This window comes from Sorangium sp. So ce726 (assembly GCF_051521405.1).
Taxonomy (GTDB): Bacteria; Myxococcota_A; Polyangia; order Polyangiales; family Polyangiaceae; genus Sorangium.
Genome location: NZ_CP150349.1, coordinates 11,274,260 through 11,292,659, shown reverse-complemented (window position 1 = coordinate 11,292,659; position 18,400 = coordinate 11,274,260). Strand labels below are relative to the sequence as shown.

The 18,400-nt window shown below is 71.9% G+C and carries 16 protein-coding genes; 9 read left to right on the top strand and 7 right to left on the bottom strand.

Translation table 11 applies throughout. The features are described from left to right. Positions 1–4: 4 nt before the first annotated feature. Positions 5–784 carry a helix-turn-helix domain-containing protein gene (locus WME79_RS42120; protein WP_437526938.1) on the bottom strand — a complete coding sequence of 260 codons (780 nt, stop codon included), beginning with the start codon at positions 782–784 and terminating at the stop codon, positions 5–7. Positions 785–979: 195 nt separating this feature from the next. Here WME79_RS42120 and WME79_RS42115 point away from each other — a divergent pair, with 195 nt between their 5' ends. Both WME79_RS42115 and WME79_RS42110 read left to right on the top strand, forming a co-directional pair. Next, positions 980–1,183 (top strand): CopZ family metallochaperone, encoded by a 204-nt coding sequence (locus WME79_RS42115; protein ID WP_437526935.1) that lies wholly within the window; start codon positions 980–982, stop codon positions 1,181–1,183. Between the two features lie 57 nt (positions 1,184–1,240). Continuing rightward, a complete protein-coding gene (locus WME79_RS42110) occupies positions 1,241–2,620 on the top strand; it encodes a GH1 family beta-glucosidase (RefSeq protein WP_437526932.1) in 1,380 nt (459 codons plus the stop codon). A gap of 135 nt (positions 2,621–2,755) precedes the next feature. Here WME79_RS42110 and WME79_RS42105 read toward each other — a convergent pair whose 3' ends face one another. The 3 genes from WME79_RS42105 to WME79_RS42095 form a co-directional block, all read right to left on the bottom strand. Continuing rightward, entirely contained in the window at positions 2,756–2,893 is a 138-nt protein-coding gene (locus tag WME79_RS42105) for a hypothetical protein (protein ID WP_437526929.1), read from the bottom strand. Positions 2,894–3,061: 168 nt separating this feature from the next. Then, complete coding sequence (locus tag WME79_RS42100) at positions 3,062–3,382, bottom strand: hypothetical protein (RefSeq protein ID WP_437526926.1); 321 nt, start codon at positions 3,380–3,382, stop codon at positions 3,062–3,064. Between the two features lie 161 nt (positions 3,383–3,543). Further along, the gene (locus WME79_RS42095) at positions 3,544–5,715 is read right to left on the bottom strand and encodes a protein kinase domain-containing protein (RefSeq protein WP_437526924.1); all 2,172 of its coding nucleotides are present in this window, start codon (positions 5,713–5,715) and stop codon (positions 3,544–3,546) included. A 114-nt stretch (positions 5,716–5,829) separates the two neighbouring features. Between WME79_RS42095 and argS the strand changes: the two genes are divergently transcribed. Both argS and WME79_RS42085 read left to right on the top strand, forming a co-directional pair. Continuing rightward, positions 5,830–7,563: an arginine--tRNA ligase gene (gene argS, locus WME79_RS42090; RefSeq protein WP_437526921.1), complete on the top strand. Its 1,734-nt coding sequence runs from the start codon at positions 5,830–5,832 to the stop codon at positions 7,561–7,563. 307 nt (positions 7,564–7,870) lie between these two features. Beyond that, complete coding sequence (locus WME79_RS42085; protein WP_437526918.1) at positions 7,871–9,088, top strand: choice-of-anchor L domain-containing protein; 1,218 nt, start codon at positions 7,871–7,873, stop codon at positions 9,086–9,088. Positions 9,089–9,169: 81 nt separating this feature from the next. Here the strand turns inward: WME79_RS42085 and WME79_RS42080 are convergent, their stop codons facing one another. Continuing rightward, positions 9,170–9,682, bottom strand: a complete 513-nt coding sequence (locus tag WME79_RS42080; protein WP_437526916.1) for a hypothetical protein — start codon at positions 9,680–9,682, stop codon at positions 9,170–9,172. Positions 9,683–10,119: 437 nt separating this feature from the next. After that, the gene (locus tag WME79_RS42075; RefSeq protein WP_437526913.1) at positions 10,120–10,497 is read right to left on the bottom strand and encodes a hypothetical protein; all 378 of its coding nucleotides are present in this window, start codon (positions 10,495–10,497) and stop codon (positions 10,120–10,122) included. Between the two features lie 181 nt (positions 10,498–10,678). Here WME79_RS42075 and WME79_RS42070 point away from each other — a divergent pair, with 181 nt between their 5' ends. The 3 genes from WME79_RS42070 to WME79_RS42060 all read left to right on the top strand — a co-directional run bounded on the left by WME79_RS42070 (position 10,679) and on the right by WME79_RS42060 (position 14,661). Then, positions 10,679–12,490, top strand: coding sequence for an ABC transporter ATP-binding protein (locus WME79_RS42070; protein WP_437526910.1), 1,812 nt, complete (start codon positions 10,679–10,681; stop codon positions 12,488–12,490). 109 nt (positions 12,491–12,599) lie between these two features. Continuing rightward, positions 12,600–13,055 (top strand): helix-turn-helix domain-containing protein, encoded by a 456-nt coding sequence (locus WME79_RS42065; RefSeq protein WP_437526907.1) that lies wholly within the window; start codon positions 12,600–12,602, stop codon positions 13,053–13,055. A gap of 283 nt (positions 13,056–13,338) precedes the next feature. Then, a complete protein-coding gene (locus WME79_RS42060) occupies positions 13,339–14,661 on the top strand; it encodes a serine/threonine protein kinase (protein ID WP_437526904.1) in 1,323 nt (440 codons plus the stop codon). A 568-nt stretch (positions 14,662–15,229) separates the two neighbouring features. Here WME79_RS42060 and orn read toward each other — a convergent pair. Further along, positions 15,230–15,793: an oligoribonuclease gene (gene orn / locus WME79_RS42055; protein ID WP_437526901.1), complete on the bottom strand. Its 564-nt coding sequence runs from the start codon at positions 15,791–15,793 to the stop codon at positions 15,230–15,232. Positions 15,794–15,913: 120 nt separating this feature from the next. On the opposite strand from orn, the gene WME79_RS42050 reads away from it, so the two are divergent. Continuing rightward, entirely contained in the window at positions 15,914–17,146 is a 1,233-nt protein-coding gene (locus tag WME79_RS42050; RefSeq protein ID WP_437526899.1) for an acetyl-CoA C-acetyltransferase, read from the top strand. After that, positions 17,143–18,231, top strand: coding sequence for a cation diffusion facilitator family transporter (locus WME79_RS42045; RefSeq protein WP_437526896.1), 1,089 nt, complete (start codon positions 17,143–17,145; stop codon positions 18,229–18,231). Before WME79_RS42050 ends, WME79_RS42045 begins: the two co-directional genes overlap by 4 nt. The last annotated feature ends 169 nt before the right edge of the window (positions 18,232–18,400 follow it).

Genomic DNA, 18,400 nt, shown 5'->3' with positions numbered 1-18,400 from the left:
GGGTTCAGGGGATCACCATGGCCCCGGCCGTGGCCTCGGCTTGTACGAAGTGGCTGCGAGCGACCGAGCCCGGCGTGCGGCCCAGCGTGGCGACGATCGCGCGCGCCAGGTGGGCCTGGTCGTGGAAGCCGCCGGCGAGCGCCGCTTGCGCCAGCGGGGTGCCGTCCATGAGCGCCTGGATGGCCGTCCGCACGCGCAGGAAGGTCACGTAGTCGCGCAGCGGGTGGCCGAAGGCGCCGTGAAACAGGTGGGAGAGCCGCGAGCGAGAGAGGCCCTCCGCGGCGGCCAGCGGGCCCAGCGCCGGGCGGCCCGGCGCCTGCTCCGCCAGGCGGCGCATGGCGCGGAGCACGCGGCGATCGACCGGCGGGCCGCCCGGCGAGAAGGCGCCGGCGCACGCCCTCATGACCTCGTGCGTCGCCGCGAGATCGAGCCGGCCACGGAGCACGTCGCGCGCCGCCGCGCGCGCCCGCTCGGCCTGCGCACCTTCGAGGACGAGCACCCGCCCGCGGGCGGCCGCCTGGGCGCCGGCGCCGAGCCCGTCGGGCGTCAGGAAGACCGTTACCGTCGCGCCGGGCGAGCCAATGGAATGCGCGACGCCGGCGCCGGTGAGCACGGGCGCGCGCACCTCGAACGGCCGCCCGACCTCGACCTCGATCTCGAGAGGACCCTCGACCGGCACCACCAGCTTGACCAGGTGGAGCGCATGGCGGCGCGTCCCCCCGGCGCTCTCGATGATGTGCACGCCGCCGTGGCCGACAAGCGCCGTGTGCTCGAGAGCCGTCACGCTCGAGAGCACATCACCCGGGCGCGGGTGGCGCAACCGGCAAACGCGCGGCAGCGGAGCGCGCCGGAGAGGCCATTTCCTGGGCGGTTCCGGAGGACGCCTGCGTTGACGAAGCGACGGCGCGACGGCGTTCTGCGCAGGCGCGCCCGGCGTGCCCTCGTTGACGCTGCTACCTCGAGCGGGCATAGGAGGGAGATGCGCAGAATCGCTATCGAAGGGATGACCTGCGGCCACTGCGTCCAGGCGGTCTCGAAGGCGCTCACGAAGGTCGCTGGCGTGACGCGGGTGAGCGAGGTGAGCCTCGAGCGCGGAGAGGCGGTCGTCGAGGGGAGCGCGACGGCGGAGGCCCTCCTCGCGGCCGTGCGCGAGGCCGGCTACGAGGCGCGCGACGCTGGTTGACGCCGCGGTGCGCCGCAGCGCCGAAACGCGGCCGCCTTTGGTATGGTGGCGGCCACCATGACGCGACAGCAGAGCGAAAAGGGCTTTCCGGAAGGGTTCCTGTGGGGCGCCGCCGCGGCGTCGTACCAGATCGAGGGCGCCGCGCACGAGGACGGCAAGGGGTCGTCCGTGTGGGACATGTTCTGCAAGAAGCCGGACGCTGTGTGGAACGGTCAGACGGGCGACGTCGCGTGCGACCACTACCACCGGTACCCGGAGGACGTCGCCCTCATGCGCGACATCGGCCTCCGCGCCTACCGACTCAGCATCTCGTGGCCGCGCGTCCTCCCGGAGGGCACGGGCGCCGTCAACGAGCGCGGGCTCGCGTTTTACGATCGCCTCGTGGACGCGCTGCTCGAGGCGGGCGTCGAGCCCCACGCCACGCTGTTTCACTGGGACTTTCCTCTCGCGCTCTACCACAAGGGCGGGTGGTTGAACCGCGACAGCGCCGACTGGTTCGCCGAGTACACGAGCGTCGTGGTCAGGAAGCTCGGCGATCGGGTGAAGGACTGGATGACGCTCAACGAACCGCAGGTGTTCGCCGGCGCCGGCCACTACGAAGGTCGCCACGCGCCCGGCGACCGGCTGCGCTTCGCCGAGGTGCTCCGGCTCTGCCACCACGTCTTGCTCGCGCACGGCAAGTCGGTGCAGGCCATCCGCGCGTCGAGCCCCGGGAGGTGCAACGTCTATTATGCGCCCGTCGCGCAGGTCAAATACCCCGCGACCTCGTCACCGGAGGATCTGGAGGCGGCGCGCGCGGCCACGTGGTCGGTGAACGCCCGGACCACGTGGACCAACACGTGGTGGATGGATCCCGTGTTCTTCGGCAGGTACCCCGAGGACGGGCTCCGGCTGTTCGCGAAGGAGCTGCCTGAGGTCCGGAACGGCGACATGGAGATCATCGCGCAGCCGGTCGATTTCTGCGGCGTGAACGTCTACTGGGGAGTCCCGGTGCGCGCCGGGGCGAACGGCGCAGCCGAGGTGGTGCCCCACCCGGTGGGGCACCCGATCACCGCGTTCGAGTGGCCGGTCACCCCCGAGTGCCTCTACTGGGGGCCCAGGTTCTTCTACGAGCGGTACAAGCGGCCCATCGTGATCACAGAGAACGGCCTGTCCACCCGGGACTGGATCTCGCTCGACGGGAAGGTGCACGACCCCCAGCGCATCGATTTCATCGCGCGCCACCTGATCGAGCTCCGCCGGGCGACCGCCGAGGGCGCGGTCGTGAACGGCTATTTCCACTGGTCGATCATGGACAACTTCGAGTGGGCCCACGGCTACAAACACCGCTTCGGCCTCGTCTTCGTCGACTACCCGACGGGCAGGCGAGTCCTCAAGGACTCGGCGCACTGGTATCGTGAGGTCATCGCCTCGAACGGCGCGACCCTCGGAGGGTGATCGGGGCCGCGTCGCGCCTCGATGGGCTGCGGCGTTCACCAGGCTCGTTCGGTCACGCTCGGGGCACGAAGCCCGCTCCCCACCACCGGTCACCAACGTGGACGTGGACGTGGACGTGGACGTGGTCGTGGTCGTTCACGGCCTATCGTTGACGACCACGACCACGACCACGTTTACGTAAACGTTCACGTCCACGTCCACGTTCACGTTCACGTCCACGTCCACGTTCACGTTCACGTCCACGTCCACGTTCACGTAAACGTCCACGTCCACGTTCGGATATAGGAGAACGCGGCGCGAAGCTTGGTTAGGGCCGAGGGGATGGGCGTGAGCGCCGCCGACGGCAGCGTGAAGGCAGTGTGAGGAACGGCCACTCGCCCCGGATCACCGGGCGAGTGGCCGTGTCGCCAGCCCGCTCCTCGATAAAGCGCCTCGGGCGGCTCAGGAGGCGATCGGCTCTTCGCCGTCTTCGTCCTCGTCGTCTTCGTCGTCGTCTTCGAGCGACTCGTCGCCTCCGCCCGCCAGGTCGTACCCGTGCGGATCGAACTCATCGAACATGGCCTGCAGGCGCTCGCTCAGCGAATCCCACGTGTCCGGCGGCTCGTTCGCCTGGCGGTCGCGCTCAGCGAGGGCGAGCGCGGCGGCGACCACCGCCGTCAGCGGGCGCGCGTCCTGGAGCACAGCGACCTTCGAGGCGTCGCCGCTGCACGCGTAAGCCAGCAGATACGCCCTGTAGATCTCCTCATTCGTCTTGTCGCTCATTCCTGTTCCTTCGTTCTTGTCGTCCGCGCGTCGCCCGCCGCCCCGTCGCCGTGCTCTGGCCTTCTGGGCGCCGTGGAACCCGGGGGCGCGAGCCTAGCCCATCTCGGCGGCCCTCGGGGCCGCGTCGCGCCGGAAGCCCGCGCCACGCGGGCGCGGTCGGCTCAGTAGCGCAGCCGGTCCCGCAGGGCGCGCACCGCGCGCTCGAGCCCCTCATGGTGGTGGAAGCAGCACTGCCCGATGCGCGGCTGGCACTGCGACGAGCGGAGCATCTCCAGGAACACCAGCGCGCGCGCGTCCCCCTCGAGCGCCGCGCGCTCGAAGAGCGTCTCCTTGCGCTTGCAGGGGGCCTCGCGCAGCGCCACGGCGATGCGCAGCGGGACGCTCGCGCGCTTCAGCACCTCGGGGCGGCGGAGCAGCGCCGCCGCGCGCTTTCCGCCCTGCGTGCCCCCGTAGCCGCTCGCGATCTCGTAGGCGATGTCGAGGCCCTCCGGGCCCAGGCGGCTCTCCAGCGCGTCGAAGATCACGTCCGCGCGGCCGTCGGTCCGGTACGAGCTCTTCACGGCGACGGCGGCAGCGGCCGTCATCACGTCGCGTTGCTCGAAGGCGGCGCGATCCTTCTCGAGCAGCGTGAGCAGCGCGCTCTCCGCGTCGCCCCACCGCTTCGCCCGGACCGCCGCCACGAGGCGCTCGCGCTCGGCCGGGAGGCCCGCGCCCTCGAGCGGCTCCGGGCCAGCGAGCGCCGCGCCCGCGTCTGCCGCGCCCGCGCCTGCCGCGTCTGGCGCCGCCGCGCCCGCGTCCGGCGCCGCCGCGACGTCGGCCGACCCGGGGGCCGAGGCGCTCGCGACGGGCGCCTCGGAGGGGGCCTGCGGAGGGGGGCCGAGGGCATCCTGCGCCTGGGCGGCCGGCGCCCCGGTGGGGGCCGTCTGCGCCGCTGCGGGCGCCGCCTGGAGCTCCGGGCCGGCGGCCGCCGGGGCGCCCGCGCGCAGCCAGCTTGCGCCCGCGGGCAGCCGGCCGACGAGCAGCGCGCCCGCCGCGCCCATCGCGGCCACGGCGGCCACCCCGAGGAGCCAGCCCCACGCGCGCCTTCGCGCCCGTGGCCGGCCTCCAGGTGCCCCGCGCGCTGCCTTCCCTGGCGCCCCGGCGTCAGCTCCGGTGGCCCCGAGCTGCAGGTCGAACCCATCGGCCTCGGCGCTTCCGGTCGCCGCGCCGCCAGCCGTGGCTCCCCTGGCCGCAGCGCCGCCGGCCGCGCCCGCGCGGTCTTGCCCTGCCGGCAGCTCGGGCGGCATGGCGTGCGGGATCGCGCGCAGCGGGTCGCTGAGCCGCCACGCCCCGCTCGAGAGCGGCTCCTTCCAGGGGAGGAGGCCGAGCGCCTCGGACCTCGGCACGGCCGCGTCGAGCGCCGCGAGCAGCGCGCGGGCGTTCGCGGGGCGCTCCGCCGGGTCCTTGCGCAGGATGCGCATCACGAGCGCCTCGAGCTCGCGCGGCGCCGCCGTGCCCGGAGCGCGCAGCCGGAGCGGCGGCGGCGCCGTGTGGAGCTGCTCGCGGAAGATCTCGACGGGCAGGATCGCGTCGAACGGGTGCTTTCCCGCGAGCATCTCGTAGAGGATGAGCCCGAGCGCGTAGAGATCGGAGCGCTCGTCGACGTAATCCATGCCCTGCGCCGCCTCGGGCGCCATGTACGCGAGCGTGCCGAAGACCATGCCGCTCAGCGTGATCCGGCCGCCGTCGGGCCGCGCCTCGCTGCTGTGCGCGTCCGTCGTGGAGAGGCGCTCGATCGGCACCTTCGCCAGGCCGAAATCGATGAGCTTCACGGCGTCGGTGCCGTCCTCGACCATGACGTTGCGCGGCTTCAGATCGCGGTGGATCACGCCGCGCTCGTGGGCCGCGGCGAGCGCCGCCGCGATCTGCCGCGCGATCTCCGCGGCGCGCGAGGCGGGCAAGGGGCCCTTCTTGATGATGCGATCGAGCGTCGTCCCGCGGACGTGCTCCAGCACGAGGAAGCGGGAGCCGTCGGGGAGGGTGCCGAAGTCGGTCGCCGAGGCGATGTTCGGGTGCTGGATGTGCGCGCCCGCGATCGCCTCGCGCTCGAAGCGCGCCGTGAGCTCCGGGGAGCCCTTCGCCGAGGGCAGGAGGAGCTTCACGGCCAGCCACTTGCGCAGGAGCAGGTGCTCGGCCTTGTAGACCGCGCCCATCCCGCCCGTCGCGACGAGCTCCACGATCCGGTACCGATCCGAGAGGACCGTCCCGACCAGCTGGGCCGCCGCGCTCTCCGCGAGCGCGTTGCTCGCGGCGGGCGGCGGATCGCCGGGGGCAGGGGGCGGGGAAGCGCTCACGTGAGGCGTGAACTGTCCGGCCTACCCCGATTTTTGTCAAAGGTGCGCTGATGTGGCGGGGCCGCTCCGGCTTGCCTATTGAATTGGCCGGGCGCCCGGGCCAAAGGATGCGCCATGGCCGATCCCGTCCACGCCCTCGCCCGCGCACTCCAGGCGGCGATCACCGCCGCGTTCGGCGCCGACCACGCCGCGGTTGATCCTTCCCTGCGCCGCTCCACCCACGCAGACTACCAGGCGAACGCCGCCATGGCGCTCGGCAAGCGCCTCGGCAGGCCGCCGCGCGAGGTCGCGGCGGCGATCGTGGCGGCGCTAGAGCTCGACGGGATCTGCCGGAAGGTCGAGATCGCGGGCCCCGGGTTCGTGAACCTGACGCTCGAGGACGCGTACCTCACGCGCGAGCTCGCCGAGACGGCGGGCGGCGGGCGGCTCGGGATCGCGCCCGCGGCGCAGCCCGAGACGGTGATCGTCGACTACTCGGGCCCCAACGCCGCGAAGGAGATGCACGTCGGCCACCTCCGCAGCACGATCATCGGCGACGCCCTCGCGCGCGTGCTCGAGGCGCTCGGCCACCGCGTGATCCGCCAGAACCACCTCGGCGACTGGGGCACGCCGTTCGGCATGCTGATCGAGCACATGCTCGATCTCGGCGAGGCCGCGGCCTCGCAGGAGCTCTCGGTCGGCGATCTCGACGCGTTCTACCGGCAGGCGCGCGCGAAGTTCGACGGCGACCCGGCGTTCGCCGAGCGCTCGCGCCGTCGGGTCGTGCGGCTCCAGGGCGGCGACGAGCAGACCCTCGCGCTCTGGCGGCAGCTCGTGCGCGAGTCGACGCGCTACTTCGAGTCGGTCTACCGCCGCCTCGGCGTGACCTTGACCGACGCGGATTTCGCGGGCGAGAGCTTCTACAACCCGATGCTGACCGACGTCATCGAGGAGCTCGGCCGGAAGGGGCTGGCGCGCGAGAGCGAGGGGGCCCTCTGCGTCTTCCCGGCCGGCTTCACGGGCAAGGGCGGCGAGCCGCTGCCGCTCATCGTGCGCAAGCAGGACGGCGGCTACGGCTACGCCACGACGGATCTCGCGGCGATCCGCCACCGCCTCACGACGGTCGGCGCGCGCCGGCTCATCTATGTCGTCGGCACGCCGCAGAGCCAGCACTTCGCGATGGTCTTCGCGACCGCGCGCGAGGCGGGCTGGCTCGCGCCGCCGGCCCGGGCCGAGCACGTGGCGTTCGGCTCGGTGCTCGGGGCCGACAAGAAGATGTTCAAGACGAGGAGCGGCGACACCGTGAAGCTCTCGGACCTGCTCGACGAGGCCACGGAGCGCGCGTCGAAGGTGGTGCGGGAGAAGAACCCGGAGCTCGACGCCGATGTCGCCGACGCCGTGGCGCGGGCGGTCGGCGTGGGCGCGGTGAAGTACGCCGATCTCTCGAGCGACCGGATCAAGGACTACGTGTTCGACTGGGATCGCATGCTGGCGTTCGAGGGGAACACGGCGCCCTACCTGATGTACGCGCACGCCCGCATCCGCTCGATCTTCCGGAAGGCCGGCGTGGAGTCGCCGCGCGAGGCGGGGATCGTGCTGAGCGAGCCGGCCGAGCGGGCGCTCGTGCTGGAGCTGCTCCGGTTCGGCGCCGTGCTGGAGGACGTGGCCGCCACGCTCGAGCCGCACCGCCTGTGCGGTTACCTGTTCGAGCTCGCCGGGACGTTCACGACCTTCTACGAGCGCTGCCCGGTGCTCCGGGCCGAGAGCGACGAGGTGCGCCGCTCGCGCCTCGCGCTGTGCGACCTGACGGCGGAGGTGCTGGCGAAGGGCCTCGGCCTGCTCGGGATCGAGGCGCCGGAGCGGATGTAGCGCGTCCGGCAGCGGCGCCCGGCCTGCCTGCGTTCGGCGGGCGCGCATCCGTCGGAGGATGCGCGTGTCTGCCTGAGCTGCGCGTGTCTGCCTGAGCTGCGCGTGTCTGCCTGAGCTGCGCGTGTCTGCCTGAGCTGCGCGTGTCTGCCTGAGCTGCGCGTGTCTGCCTGAGCTGCGCGTGTCTGCCTGAGCTGCGCGTGTCTGCCTGAGCTGCGCGCATTCGGACCGAGGTTGCGCTCGCCTGCTCGAGGTTGCGCGCGACGTCGGTCCGTTCCCTCTGGCAAAGTGCAGCATGATCGAACAACGGTTGGCTCTCCCCTGCGTCGGCATGGCCGTGATAGCGGTGCTCGCCGTCGCATTCGGGTGCTCCGCGGTGGGCGGCGCATCCGCGCAGGGGGGCGGGGAAGACGGGCGCGAGGAGCCCTCGGGGACCATCGGCAAGGACGGCCCCGACGGGCTCGATGAGCCGGGCGAGCCAGGGCTCGGCTCCGGTGGCGCAATCCCCGTCACCGATCCCAACGTGGACGGCGACGGGGATGGGTTCACGCCCGCGGAGGGCGATTGCAACGATGTTGATGGAAATGTGAATCCAGGCGCGATCGAGGTTGAGGTCACCGTGCCTGACGCGAGCGGCCAGATCCCCGCGCCGGCGGACGAGGATTGCGACGGTGTGATCGACAATGTGCCGCCGCCGTGTGACGAGGGCCTCTCGCTGGAGGATTTCGACCCGGTGAGCGGGGCCAAGGCGATCGACCTTTGCGCTGTGGCGTCCCGCGAGGACAGGCGGTGGGGCGTGCTCTCCGCGAGGTATGTCCGCGGGGACGGCTCGCCTGCAGAGCGGTCGCCCGCGGTTGGCCTCTTCGAGGGGTTCGGCCCCAACGTGCACGTGCAGGGCGGCGCGCGCCTGCTCGCGCTCTCGACGGGGAGCGCACGCCTGCCTGGCCACCCCGACGCCTGCTGGTCCGGGAGCTGCGCGAGCTACGGTCCCGGCTCCGCGCCGCCCGGGTTCCCTCAGGACAACCCTTCCTGTCCTCCGTCCAGCTTCATCAACGATGACATCGGCCTGGAGGTCGTCCTCCGCGCGCCGACGAACGCGACCGGCTACGAGTTCCTCTTCAAGTTCTATACGTTCGAATATCCCGAGTGGGTCTGCGAGGACTTCAACGATCAATTCGTCGCGCTGGCGACGCCCGCGCCTTCCGGGTCGTACAACGGCAATCTCTCCTTTGACGGGGAGGGAAGGCCGGTCAGCGTCAATATCGCGTTCTTCGATGTCTGCGACGGATGTCCGCTCGGCTCAGACGAGCTCGTGGGGACGGGGTTCAGCCCGCGCCACGACGGCGGCACCCGGTGGCTCAAGACCCGCGCGCCGGTGCGTGGCGGCGAGGAGATCTCGCTCCGGTTCATCCTGTTCGACACCGGCGACGATCGCTTCGACTCGACCGCGCTCATCGATGGCTTCCGCTGGATCGCGACCGGCGGCACGGTCAGCCTGGAGACGGTGCCCGCGGTCCAATTCCTCTGAGGCGAGGGGCGCTCCTCCCCCGCGCCGGCGCCTCGTCGGGGTGGGGTCGCGAGGCCTGGTCGCCTCGCTGGGCGCTTCGGGCTACCGGCACGTGCGGCAGTCCCCGCCGCAATCCACGGCGAGCTCGCTTCCATTCAGGACCCCGTCGTCGCACGAGGGCGCCTGGCAGACACGCTCCCTGCACACGCCGGACCCGCAGTTCTCGCCGGTGAGGCACGCCTCGCCCGCGGGGCAGAGCGGGCACGAGCGCGTGCCGCAGTCGATGCCGGTCTCGAAGCCGTTCGCCACGCCGTCGACGCAGGTCGGAGCCTGGCAAACCCCCTGGCGACACACGCCCTCCTTGCAGTCGATGCCCGTCTCGCAGGAGGCGCCGAAGCCGCAAGGCTTGCACGAGCCGCCGCAGTCGCGGTCGGTCTCTCCTTCGTCCTCATCCGTGACGTCATTGCTGCAGTGCGGGGGGATGCAGGCGTCCGCCGTGCAGGTCCAGCCCTTGAGGCACTCCTCGCAATTCCAGATCTGGATGACACCACCACTCCCCTCGCAGGAAAGGAAAAAAGGCGCCGTCAGCCCCAATGCAATGACGCGTCGAAGCATGGTGCTCGCTCTTCTCGTAGTTGATGGTCTGGTGACGATGACAGTACATCATGCACGGGCATCGAGGGCACCGATCTGGCTTTTTGCGCGCGGATTTATAGCATTCCGGACTGCCTCCCCGGATTGTCAAATAATCGACATGAAAAGGTCCTCGGTGTTCGGGCGCCCGGATCCAACGCGCGGAGATCGGACACGCAGAGATGGGACGTGCAGAGTAAGGCGGGTGAGGAGAGGGGAGGGGGCTCATCCACCACGCGCCACGCGAGAGCGGCCACAGCGGCCGTTCTCTACGGATCGGCAGGAGCGCGCCGTTCGATGGCTCTCGCGCCCGACAGGACCGCACCGAGCGCGCCAGCTGGACGGCGATGGGAAGAGGGGGCTGTGAGGGCTCCCGGGCGGGGCGGCGCGCTCCTCACGCGAGGCGGTGCGCGCCGCGCTCAGGTGCGGGCGGCGGCGCGTCGCGCCGTGATGAAGGATCGCACGCAGAGGGCGACGTAGCCCGCCGAGAGGACGGCCATCACGGACTGGGCGATGACGGCCGGCGGGCGCGCCACGTCGCCGCCGGAGAGCAGCGTCGGCAGCTGGGCCAGGCCGCGTGCGGAGCCGAGGAAGCCGAGGACGCCGACCATGGCCGACGCGTGCATGGCGTGCATGCGGTACCTCTCCTGTCGCGCGAGCAGGCCGAGCCCGATCGCGACGACCCCGAAGCCGGCCGGAATGAGCGCCGTCGGCGCGCTCGTCGCCGCGAATCCGCCGACGCCGAGCGCTGTGAGCAGCGCTCCGTAGCCCATGGTCAACGTGGACATGCTCGACATGAAGAGCCTCCTTTTGTTTCGGAGGCCCGGGATACCGCGCCGGGCGCGCGTCCGCCACCGCATCCGCCCGCCCGCCCGCGACCGCGGCCGCCCGAGGTCGTCGCGCTCGCGTCCCTCAGCCCTCGCGCCGTCGCGGGTCTTCGCGGGCGGGGCGCCGCGGCGTGGTTAGAATCCGCCGTCGATGCTCGGCCTCTCCCGCCTGCGGGACAGCTTTGCCTACACCCCACGGACGCTCCAGCTCGTCTGGCGCTCGTCGAAGGCGGCGAGCGTCGCCCTTGGCGCGCTCACGCTCGCCGCGGCGGCGCTGCCGCTCGGGGTGGCCTACGTGGGAAAGGCGATCACGGACGCGGTGGTCGCCCGCGACGAGCGCGCGGCGCTCGTGTGGGTCTCGGTCGAGCTCGGCCTCGTGGCCGCGCTGGCGCTCGTGCAGCGCGGGCTCTCGCTGACGCGGCAGCTGCTCGGCGCGCAGCTCTCGATCGACATCCACGGGATGATCCTCGAGAAGGCGCTCTCGCTCTCGCTGGTCCATTTCGAAGACCCCGAGTTCTACGACCAGCTCACCCGCGCGCGCCGCGAGGCGTCGTCTCGCCCCGCCTCCGTCGTGACCGAGAGCTTCTCCCTCGTGCAGAACCTGATCACGCTCGCGGGGTACGCCGCGCTGCTCGTCGGGTTCAGCGCCCTCGCGGTGCTCGCGCTCGTGCTCGCGGCCGTCCCCGCCACGGTCGCCGAGGCGCGCTTCTCAGGCGCGGCGTTTCGCCTCCGGAACTGGCGCTCTCCCGAGGCCCGCCGGCTCAATTATCTGGAGTACGTGCTCGCCAACGACGGCCACGCCAAGGAGGTGAAGCTCTTCGGGCTCGGGCCGACGTTCCTCGAGCGGTACAAGGCGCTCGCGGCGTCGTTCTACCGGGAGGACAGCGCCCTCGCGGTCCGCCGCGCCGGGTGGTCCTATGGCCTGTCGCTCCTCGGCACCGCCGCGTTCTACGGCTGCTATGGCGCCATGGCGGCCGGCGCCGCGGCGGGGCGCCTCTCGCTCGGCGAGATGGTCCTTTACGTCGCCGCCTTCCGGCAAGGCCAGCAGGCGTTCCAGGCCGTCCTCGCAGGCGTCGGCGGCATGTACGAGCACAACCTCTACATGTCGAATCTCTTTCAGTATTTGGCCATCCCGACCGGCGAGCCGACCGCGCCGCCGGCCGGCAGCGGAGGCGCGCTTGTGCCCCTGTCGGCCGAGGGCGCGCACGACCGGGGCGTGCGGTTCGAGGGCGTCGGCTACCGGTATCCTGGCCAGTCGCGCTGGGCGCTCCGGGGGATCGATCTCCACATCCCGAGCGGCCAGAGCCTGGCGCTCGTCGGGCACAACGGCGCCGGAAAGACCACGTTCATCAAGCTGCTCGCGCGGCTGTACGAGCCCACCGAGGGGCGAATCCTGCTCGACGGCAAGGATCTCCGCGCCTGGGAGCCCGACGCGCTCCGCCGGAGGATCGGTGTCGTCTTTCAGGACTTCAACCAATACCAGCTCACGCTGCGCGAGAACGTCGGGGTGGGCAGCGTCGAGCACCTCGCGGACGAGCCGCGCGTCGCGCGCGCGGTCGCCGAGGGCGGCGCCGACGAGGTCGTGACGGTCGTGCCTGGGGGCCTCGACGCGCAGCTCGGGCGCTGGTTCAAGGGCGGCGTCGAGCTGAGCGGCGGGCAGTGGCAGAAGGTGGCGCTCGCGCGCGCCTTCATGCGCGAACAGGCCGACATCCTCGTGCTCGACGAGCCGACCGCGGCGCTCGACGCCGAGGCGGAGCACGCGGTCTTCCAGCGGTTCCGGTCGCTGTCCAAGGGGCGGACGACCATCGTCATCTCTCACCGCTTCCCGACCGTGCGCATGGCCGACCGCATCGTCGTGCTCGACGGCGGGCGCATCGTCGAGGAAGGCACCCACGACGAGCTCGTCGCCCGTGGCCAGCGCTATGCCCGCATGTTCGCGCTGCAGGCCGAAGGGTACCTGTAGCGCCGCCGGCGCGGCGCGTTCGGTGCGCCGGCGAGCGGCCGCGCTCCTCACGCGAGGCGGCCTGCCTTCTCGGAGGCTCAGGCGAGCTCTGCCTGCTAGGCTCGCGCTCATGCGCGACACGCTCCCCAAGGAGGTCGGCCAGGCGGTCCACATCCTCCGGTTGCTCCGTGGGCTCAGCATGCAGGAGTTCGCGGAGCGGGCGCAGCTCTCGGCCACGTACCTGCGGCAGGTCGAGCGCGGCGAGCGGGATCTCGGGCTCGGCGCGCTCGGCCTGATCGCGCAGGGGCTCCAGTGCGAGCCGCGCCTCCTGCTCCCCGGCGACGGGCGCAGCCCCGTTGCATCCATCGTGGGAGAGCGCTTTGACCAGGCCGAGGAGACGCTCCAGAGCGCGATCCTCTTTCTGCTCATGGAGCCTGACGATTCACCGAGAAAGCAAGCAATGCTCGCCCTCGCCAGCGAAGATCCGGAGCGCGCACGCCCGGCAGCTCCGCCCAAGTCGCCCCGGCCGGAGCGCGCTTTTTCAGGGCGTATTACTCCGCCTTCGAGCCGTCGTTCCGGAAAGTGATAGACCCGCCTCGCGCGCTCCGTGGCGCCGGTTCGCGCTGGCGACGGCTTCCGCGCGCCTGAGACCTCTGTTACTGTCTCCGCCAACGGATGTTCCCCGCGCCGTGTCCGGGGGTGTCATCAACTCGAACCTCGTGCCGGAGGTCCGACGCAGTGAGCAGAATCTTTTGGGCTGATCCAACACCGCAGCCAGCATTGAAGAACGCGCGCCGCGCTGTCCCCTCCTTCCCGCGCGGGAGGCCTGAATCCTCCGTGCCCGCCGCGCGGATCGAGGCGGAGGGGCCATGGTGATCCTGGGGCAGGAGCTCGCGGGGTACACCATCGTCGCGAGCCTCGACTCTCCCGCTCCGGCGGAGGCGTATCGCGCGCTCGACGCGGACGGCCGCGAGGTGACGCTCTATGTCCAGGAGGGCATGGGCATCGACGCCGATGCGTTCCGCGGCGCGCTGGAGAGGCTCCTCTCGCTGTCTGCGCGGGTGCACGGCATCGTGCCTGTGATCGCGGGCGGTATGGAGGGAGATGCGGGGTGGATCGCTGCCCGGCAGAGCGACGATCCCTCGGTGGAAGATCTGCTGCCCCGGCTTCGCTCCGTCGCGTACGAGCTCGTCGTCGACGTCGCGCGGACGCTCGGCGCGGCGCACGCGCTGGGGCTCTCGCACGGGGATCTCGGCCCGCACACGGTGGTGATCACCGGTCAAGGCGCCGCTGTCCTGAGGGCGTTCGGGCTGCACCTGCTGTTCGGGGCGCCCGAGGACGCCATGGCGGATGCGGCGCGGTACCGGGCGCCGGAGCTCTTCAACGACGCGCACGACCCGCATGCGCGCGCGATCGATCAACGAACCGACGTCTACGGGCTCGGGATGCTGCTGTATTGCCTCCTCGGGGGTGAGCGCCCGTTCGACGGCCGCGACGATCTGGATGTGTGCGCGCTCGACGAGGTGCCGCCGCCCCTCGAGGGGGTGTCGGCCCAGGTGAACGAGGCGTTGACCCGGGCGCTCTCGAAGGACCCTGACGCGCGATTCCAGACTGTTCACGAGCTCATGGCCGCCGTGCGGCCGCTGCTTGTGGGCGCGGCGCCGCTCGCGGGGGGAGCTCCGCCGCCGAGGGGGCCGCGCCCGCAAGCAGCGGCCGCCCCGTCGCTGCAGGAGTCGGCGCCGGATACGGAGCGGAGCGTGCCCGCTCCGGCGTCCCGCAACACGCTGCCCACCGGGACACTCCCTCCGGAGGCCATGCGGCACCCCGTCGTCGAGATCGCCGCACCGCGCTCGCGCAGCAACGTCCTGTTGGCCGGCGGAGCGCTGCTGCTCGTCGCGCTGACGAGCGCCGCCGTCGCTGTGCCGTTGAGCTCGTACATCGCCCAACGTGGGATACCGCCCCCACCAGCCGAGCCGCCGGCGCACGCAAGTGATTCACATCACAATGAATCAACGGCCTCACCGGTGCAGTGCGACCCCGGCGCCTCCGAGGCGGTGGGTCCTGCCGTCGAGGCGCCGGCGACGAAGGCCGGGGCGACGCGCCGTGCTGAGCCCGCCCCGCTGGTCGCGACTCCCGCCGTGGAAGCCAAGGGTAGCCCCGGGCAACCGTGGTACGGCGACCAGCTTTTCTAAGGCAATCCCGCAAGTCCGGTAGCAAACGACACCCCGGCGGATTGGGGCCGCCGGGGTGTCTACGCCGCAGACCTCGTGCCGGAGGCCTGGACGCATGGCTACCCTACTAAATGCATTGCCTCGATCGATCGAATTTTCTCACGTCGCAGACAAATTTTGTTCGATTGCCAGAAGAGCCGGTTTTTCGGCTAGATTTGGGGGGCGGACGGCGGGCTGGCGAGAGGCTGAGCGGGGGGCGAACCGACCGAGGTTGAGGCCGGGACGCCGACCGAGGTTGGGGTGAACCGACCGAGGTTGAGGGCCGGGACGCCGACCGAGGTTGAGGGCCGGGGCGCCGACCGAGGTTGAGGGCCGGGGCGCGGGGTGAACCGACCGAGGTTGAGGGCCGGGGCGCCGACCGAGGTTGAGGGCCGGGGCGCGGGGTGAACCGACCGAGGTTGAGGGCGGGGCGCCGACCGAGGTTGAGGATGCCGGCGGACCGAGGTTGGGATGCCGGCGGACCGGGATGCTCAACCGCAAGCCCGAGGACGCGGTCGGCCTCAGGCTCCCCTCGGCTCACCGCGATCGCTCAGCGGAGCTCGGTCCCCGGGAGCGGCTGGAACACGTTGGCCCGGTACCACCTGAGCTCCTCGATCGACTCGCGGATGTCGTCGAGCGCACGGTGGATCTCGCGCTTCTTGGGCGCCGCGCGCAGCGGATACCAGCGGCGCACGAGCTCCTTGAGCGTCGAGACATCCACGATGCGGTAGTGCAGGAAGGAGAGGAGCTCCGGCATGTAGCGCTGCAGGAAGGCGCGGTCCTTCCACACGGAGTTGCCGCACAGCACGGCCGTTCCCTTGTCGCAGTGCGCCTCGAGGAACGCCCGCGTCTCGGACTCCGCGTCGCCGACCGAGAGCGTGGACGCGCGGATGCGCTCGAGGAGCCCCGAGCGCTCGTGGAGATCGCGGACGAAGTCGCTCATTCCCGCGAGGACGCTCTCCGGCTGGTGGATGACGAGGCACGGCCCCTCGGCGACCACGGTCAGGTCGGGCTCCGTGACGATGGTCGCGATTTCCACGATCGCGCACGAGCTCTCGTCGAGCCCGGTCATCTCGAGATCGACCCACACCATGCGCTGCGACCGGTCCGTCATCGGCGGCGAGCATAGCCGATCCCCGCCGGCTCAGGTCCACCGAGACCCGGCGCGACCAGGCTGCCCCGGGAACGGGCGGTGTGCTAAGCACGGGCCGGACATCGGGCTCGGAGGCCTGTCATGCGAGACGTCTTCATCGTGGATGCCGTTCGCACGCCGCGCGGGCGCGGCAAGGCGGGCAAGGGAGCGCTCTCGGGCGTGCACCCTCAAGAGCTCCTCGCGCAAACGCTCAATCGCCTCGCCGAGAAGACCGGGATCCGCAAGCAGGACGTCGAGGATGTGGTCGTCGGGTGCGTGACCCAGGCGGGCGAGCAGGGCGCGTGCATCGCGCGCACCGCCATCCTCGCGGCCGGCTGGCCGGACGCCGTGACCGGCGTGACCGTCAACCGCTTCTGCGGCTCGGGCGCGCAGGCGGTGAACTTCGCGGCGATGGGGGTCATGTCCGGCCAGCAGGAGGTCGCCGTCGGCGGCGGCGTCGAGAGCATGTCGCGCGTGCCGATGGGCTCGGACGGCGCGCCCCTCGACGGGAACAACCTCGCCCTCCGCAAGAAGCTCGCGATGGTCCCGCAGGGCATCTCGGCGGACCTCATCGCCACGATCGAGGGCTTCTCGCGCGAGGACGTCGACCGCTTCGCGCTGGAGAGCCAGCGCAAGGCCGAGCGGGCGGCGGGCGAGGGGCGCTTCGCGAAGAGCCTCTTCACGGTCGTCGATCTCGACGGCAAGCCGCTGCTCGACAGGGACGAGCACCCGCGGGCCGGGGCGACGATGGAGGCCCTCGCGAAGCTCGAGCCGGCGTTCGCCAGCCTCGGGTCGACGCCGATGGGCCCCGCCGGCGAGACCGTGGATGCGCTGGCGCTGGCGCGCTATCCGCAGGTGGCGTCGATCCAGCACGTCCACACGGCGGGCAACTCGAGCGGCATCGTGGACGGGGCGGCGGTCGTGCTGCTTGCGTCCGGCGACTACGTGAAGGCGCACGGGCTCAACCCGCGGGCGAGGATCCGCGCCACGGCGACGGCCGGCGCCGAGCCGGTGATCATGCTGACGGCCCCTGCGCCCGCGTCGGAGCGCGCCCTCAAGAAGGCGGGCATGCAGGCGCGCGACGTCGATCTCTGGGAGATCAACGAGGCGTTCGCGGCGGTGCCGCTGCAGACGGCGCGCAAGCTCGACATCGACCTCGACCGCGTCAACGTGAACGGCGGCGCGATCGCGCTCGGGCACCCGCTTGGCGCGACCGGGGCCTGCCTGATCGGGACGGCGCTCGACGAGCTCGAGCGCGCCGGCAAGGCGACCGCGCTGATCACGCTGTGCATCGGCGGAGGGATGGGCGTGGCGACCATCCTCGAGCGGGTGTGAGCCGCTCCGGCGCGGCGATGGGGGTGCGCGATGAGCACGGGGGCGCCTCGGACGAGCACCAGCACGGGCGCGGCGCTCGGCGCGGCGAGGCGCACGATCACGGGCATCACCATGCCCCAGGTCACGACCACGACCACGACCACGGCGACCCGCAGCACCACGACCACAGCCACGATCTCCGGCATGCGCCGCTCCGCCGGCTGATCGCGGCGTTCGCGCTCACGACGTCGTTTCTGGTCGTCGAGGCGGCGATCGGGTGGTGGTCGAAGAGCCTCGCCCTGCTGGCCGACGCGGGCCACATGCTCGCGGACGCCGCGGCGCTCGGCATCGCCATCATCGCTCAGCGCATCGCGGCGCAGGCGCGGACGCGCGAGCGGACGTACGGCTTTCGGCGCGCGGAGGTGCTCGCGGCCTTCGCCAACGGCATCGCGCTGGCGCTGACGGCGATCTGGATCTTCATCGAGGCGGCCCACCGCTGGCGCGCGCCCCAGGCGGTGCACGCCGAGGCGCTGGCGATCACCGCGGCGCTGGGGCTGCTCGTGAACGTGGTCGCGGCGCTGCTGCTCTCGACCGGCGAGCACGGGCACAACATCAACACGCGGGCCGCGCTGGCGCACGTGCTGTCGGACGCGCTCGGCTCGGTAGGCGCCATCGCGGCGGGCGTGCTCATCCTCTCCTTCGGCTGGACTCGGGCCGATCCGGTGATCAGCGCGGCCATCGGCGCCCTCGTGCTCTGGGGCGGCTGGCGGCTCGTGCGCGACACGTCCCGCGTGCTCATGGAGGGCAGCCCGATCGAGATCGATCTCGCCCACGTCGAGGACACCATCCGGAGCGTGCCCGGCGTCGTCGACTTCCACGATCTGCACGTCTGGTCGATCTCCGACGGCTTCAACGTGCTCACCGTGCACGTGGTCCTCGCCAAGGGGCACCACGGCACGAACGTGGCCGCCGCGGTGGCCCGGCGGCTGCGCGAGAAGCACGCGCTCACCCACTGCACGATCCAGCCGGAGCCGCTCCAGGAAGAGCTCCTGGTGACGCTCAGGCGCCCGGGCGCCGGGGCGCCGGGCGGGGACGGGCCCGCTTAGAGCGGCGGTCACCGGCGTCGGATACGGGCCCATCTCGACGTTTTCGGTGCTCAGCGCACTGGAGTGCGCTTCCGCGCCGAAAACGCCGATCTGGGCCCGTCTCCTGTGCGGGTGACCGCCGCTCGGCGACGGCGACGCGTGTAGCGGGGGCGGCTGAGCGCGGCTCTAG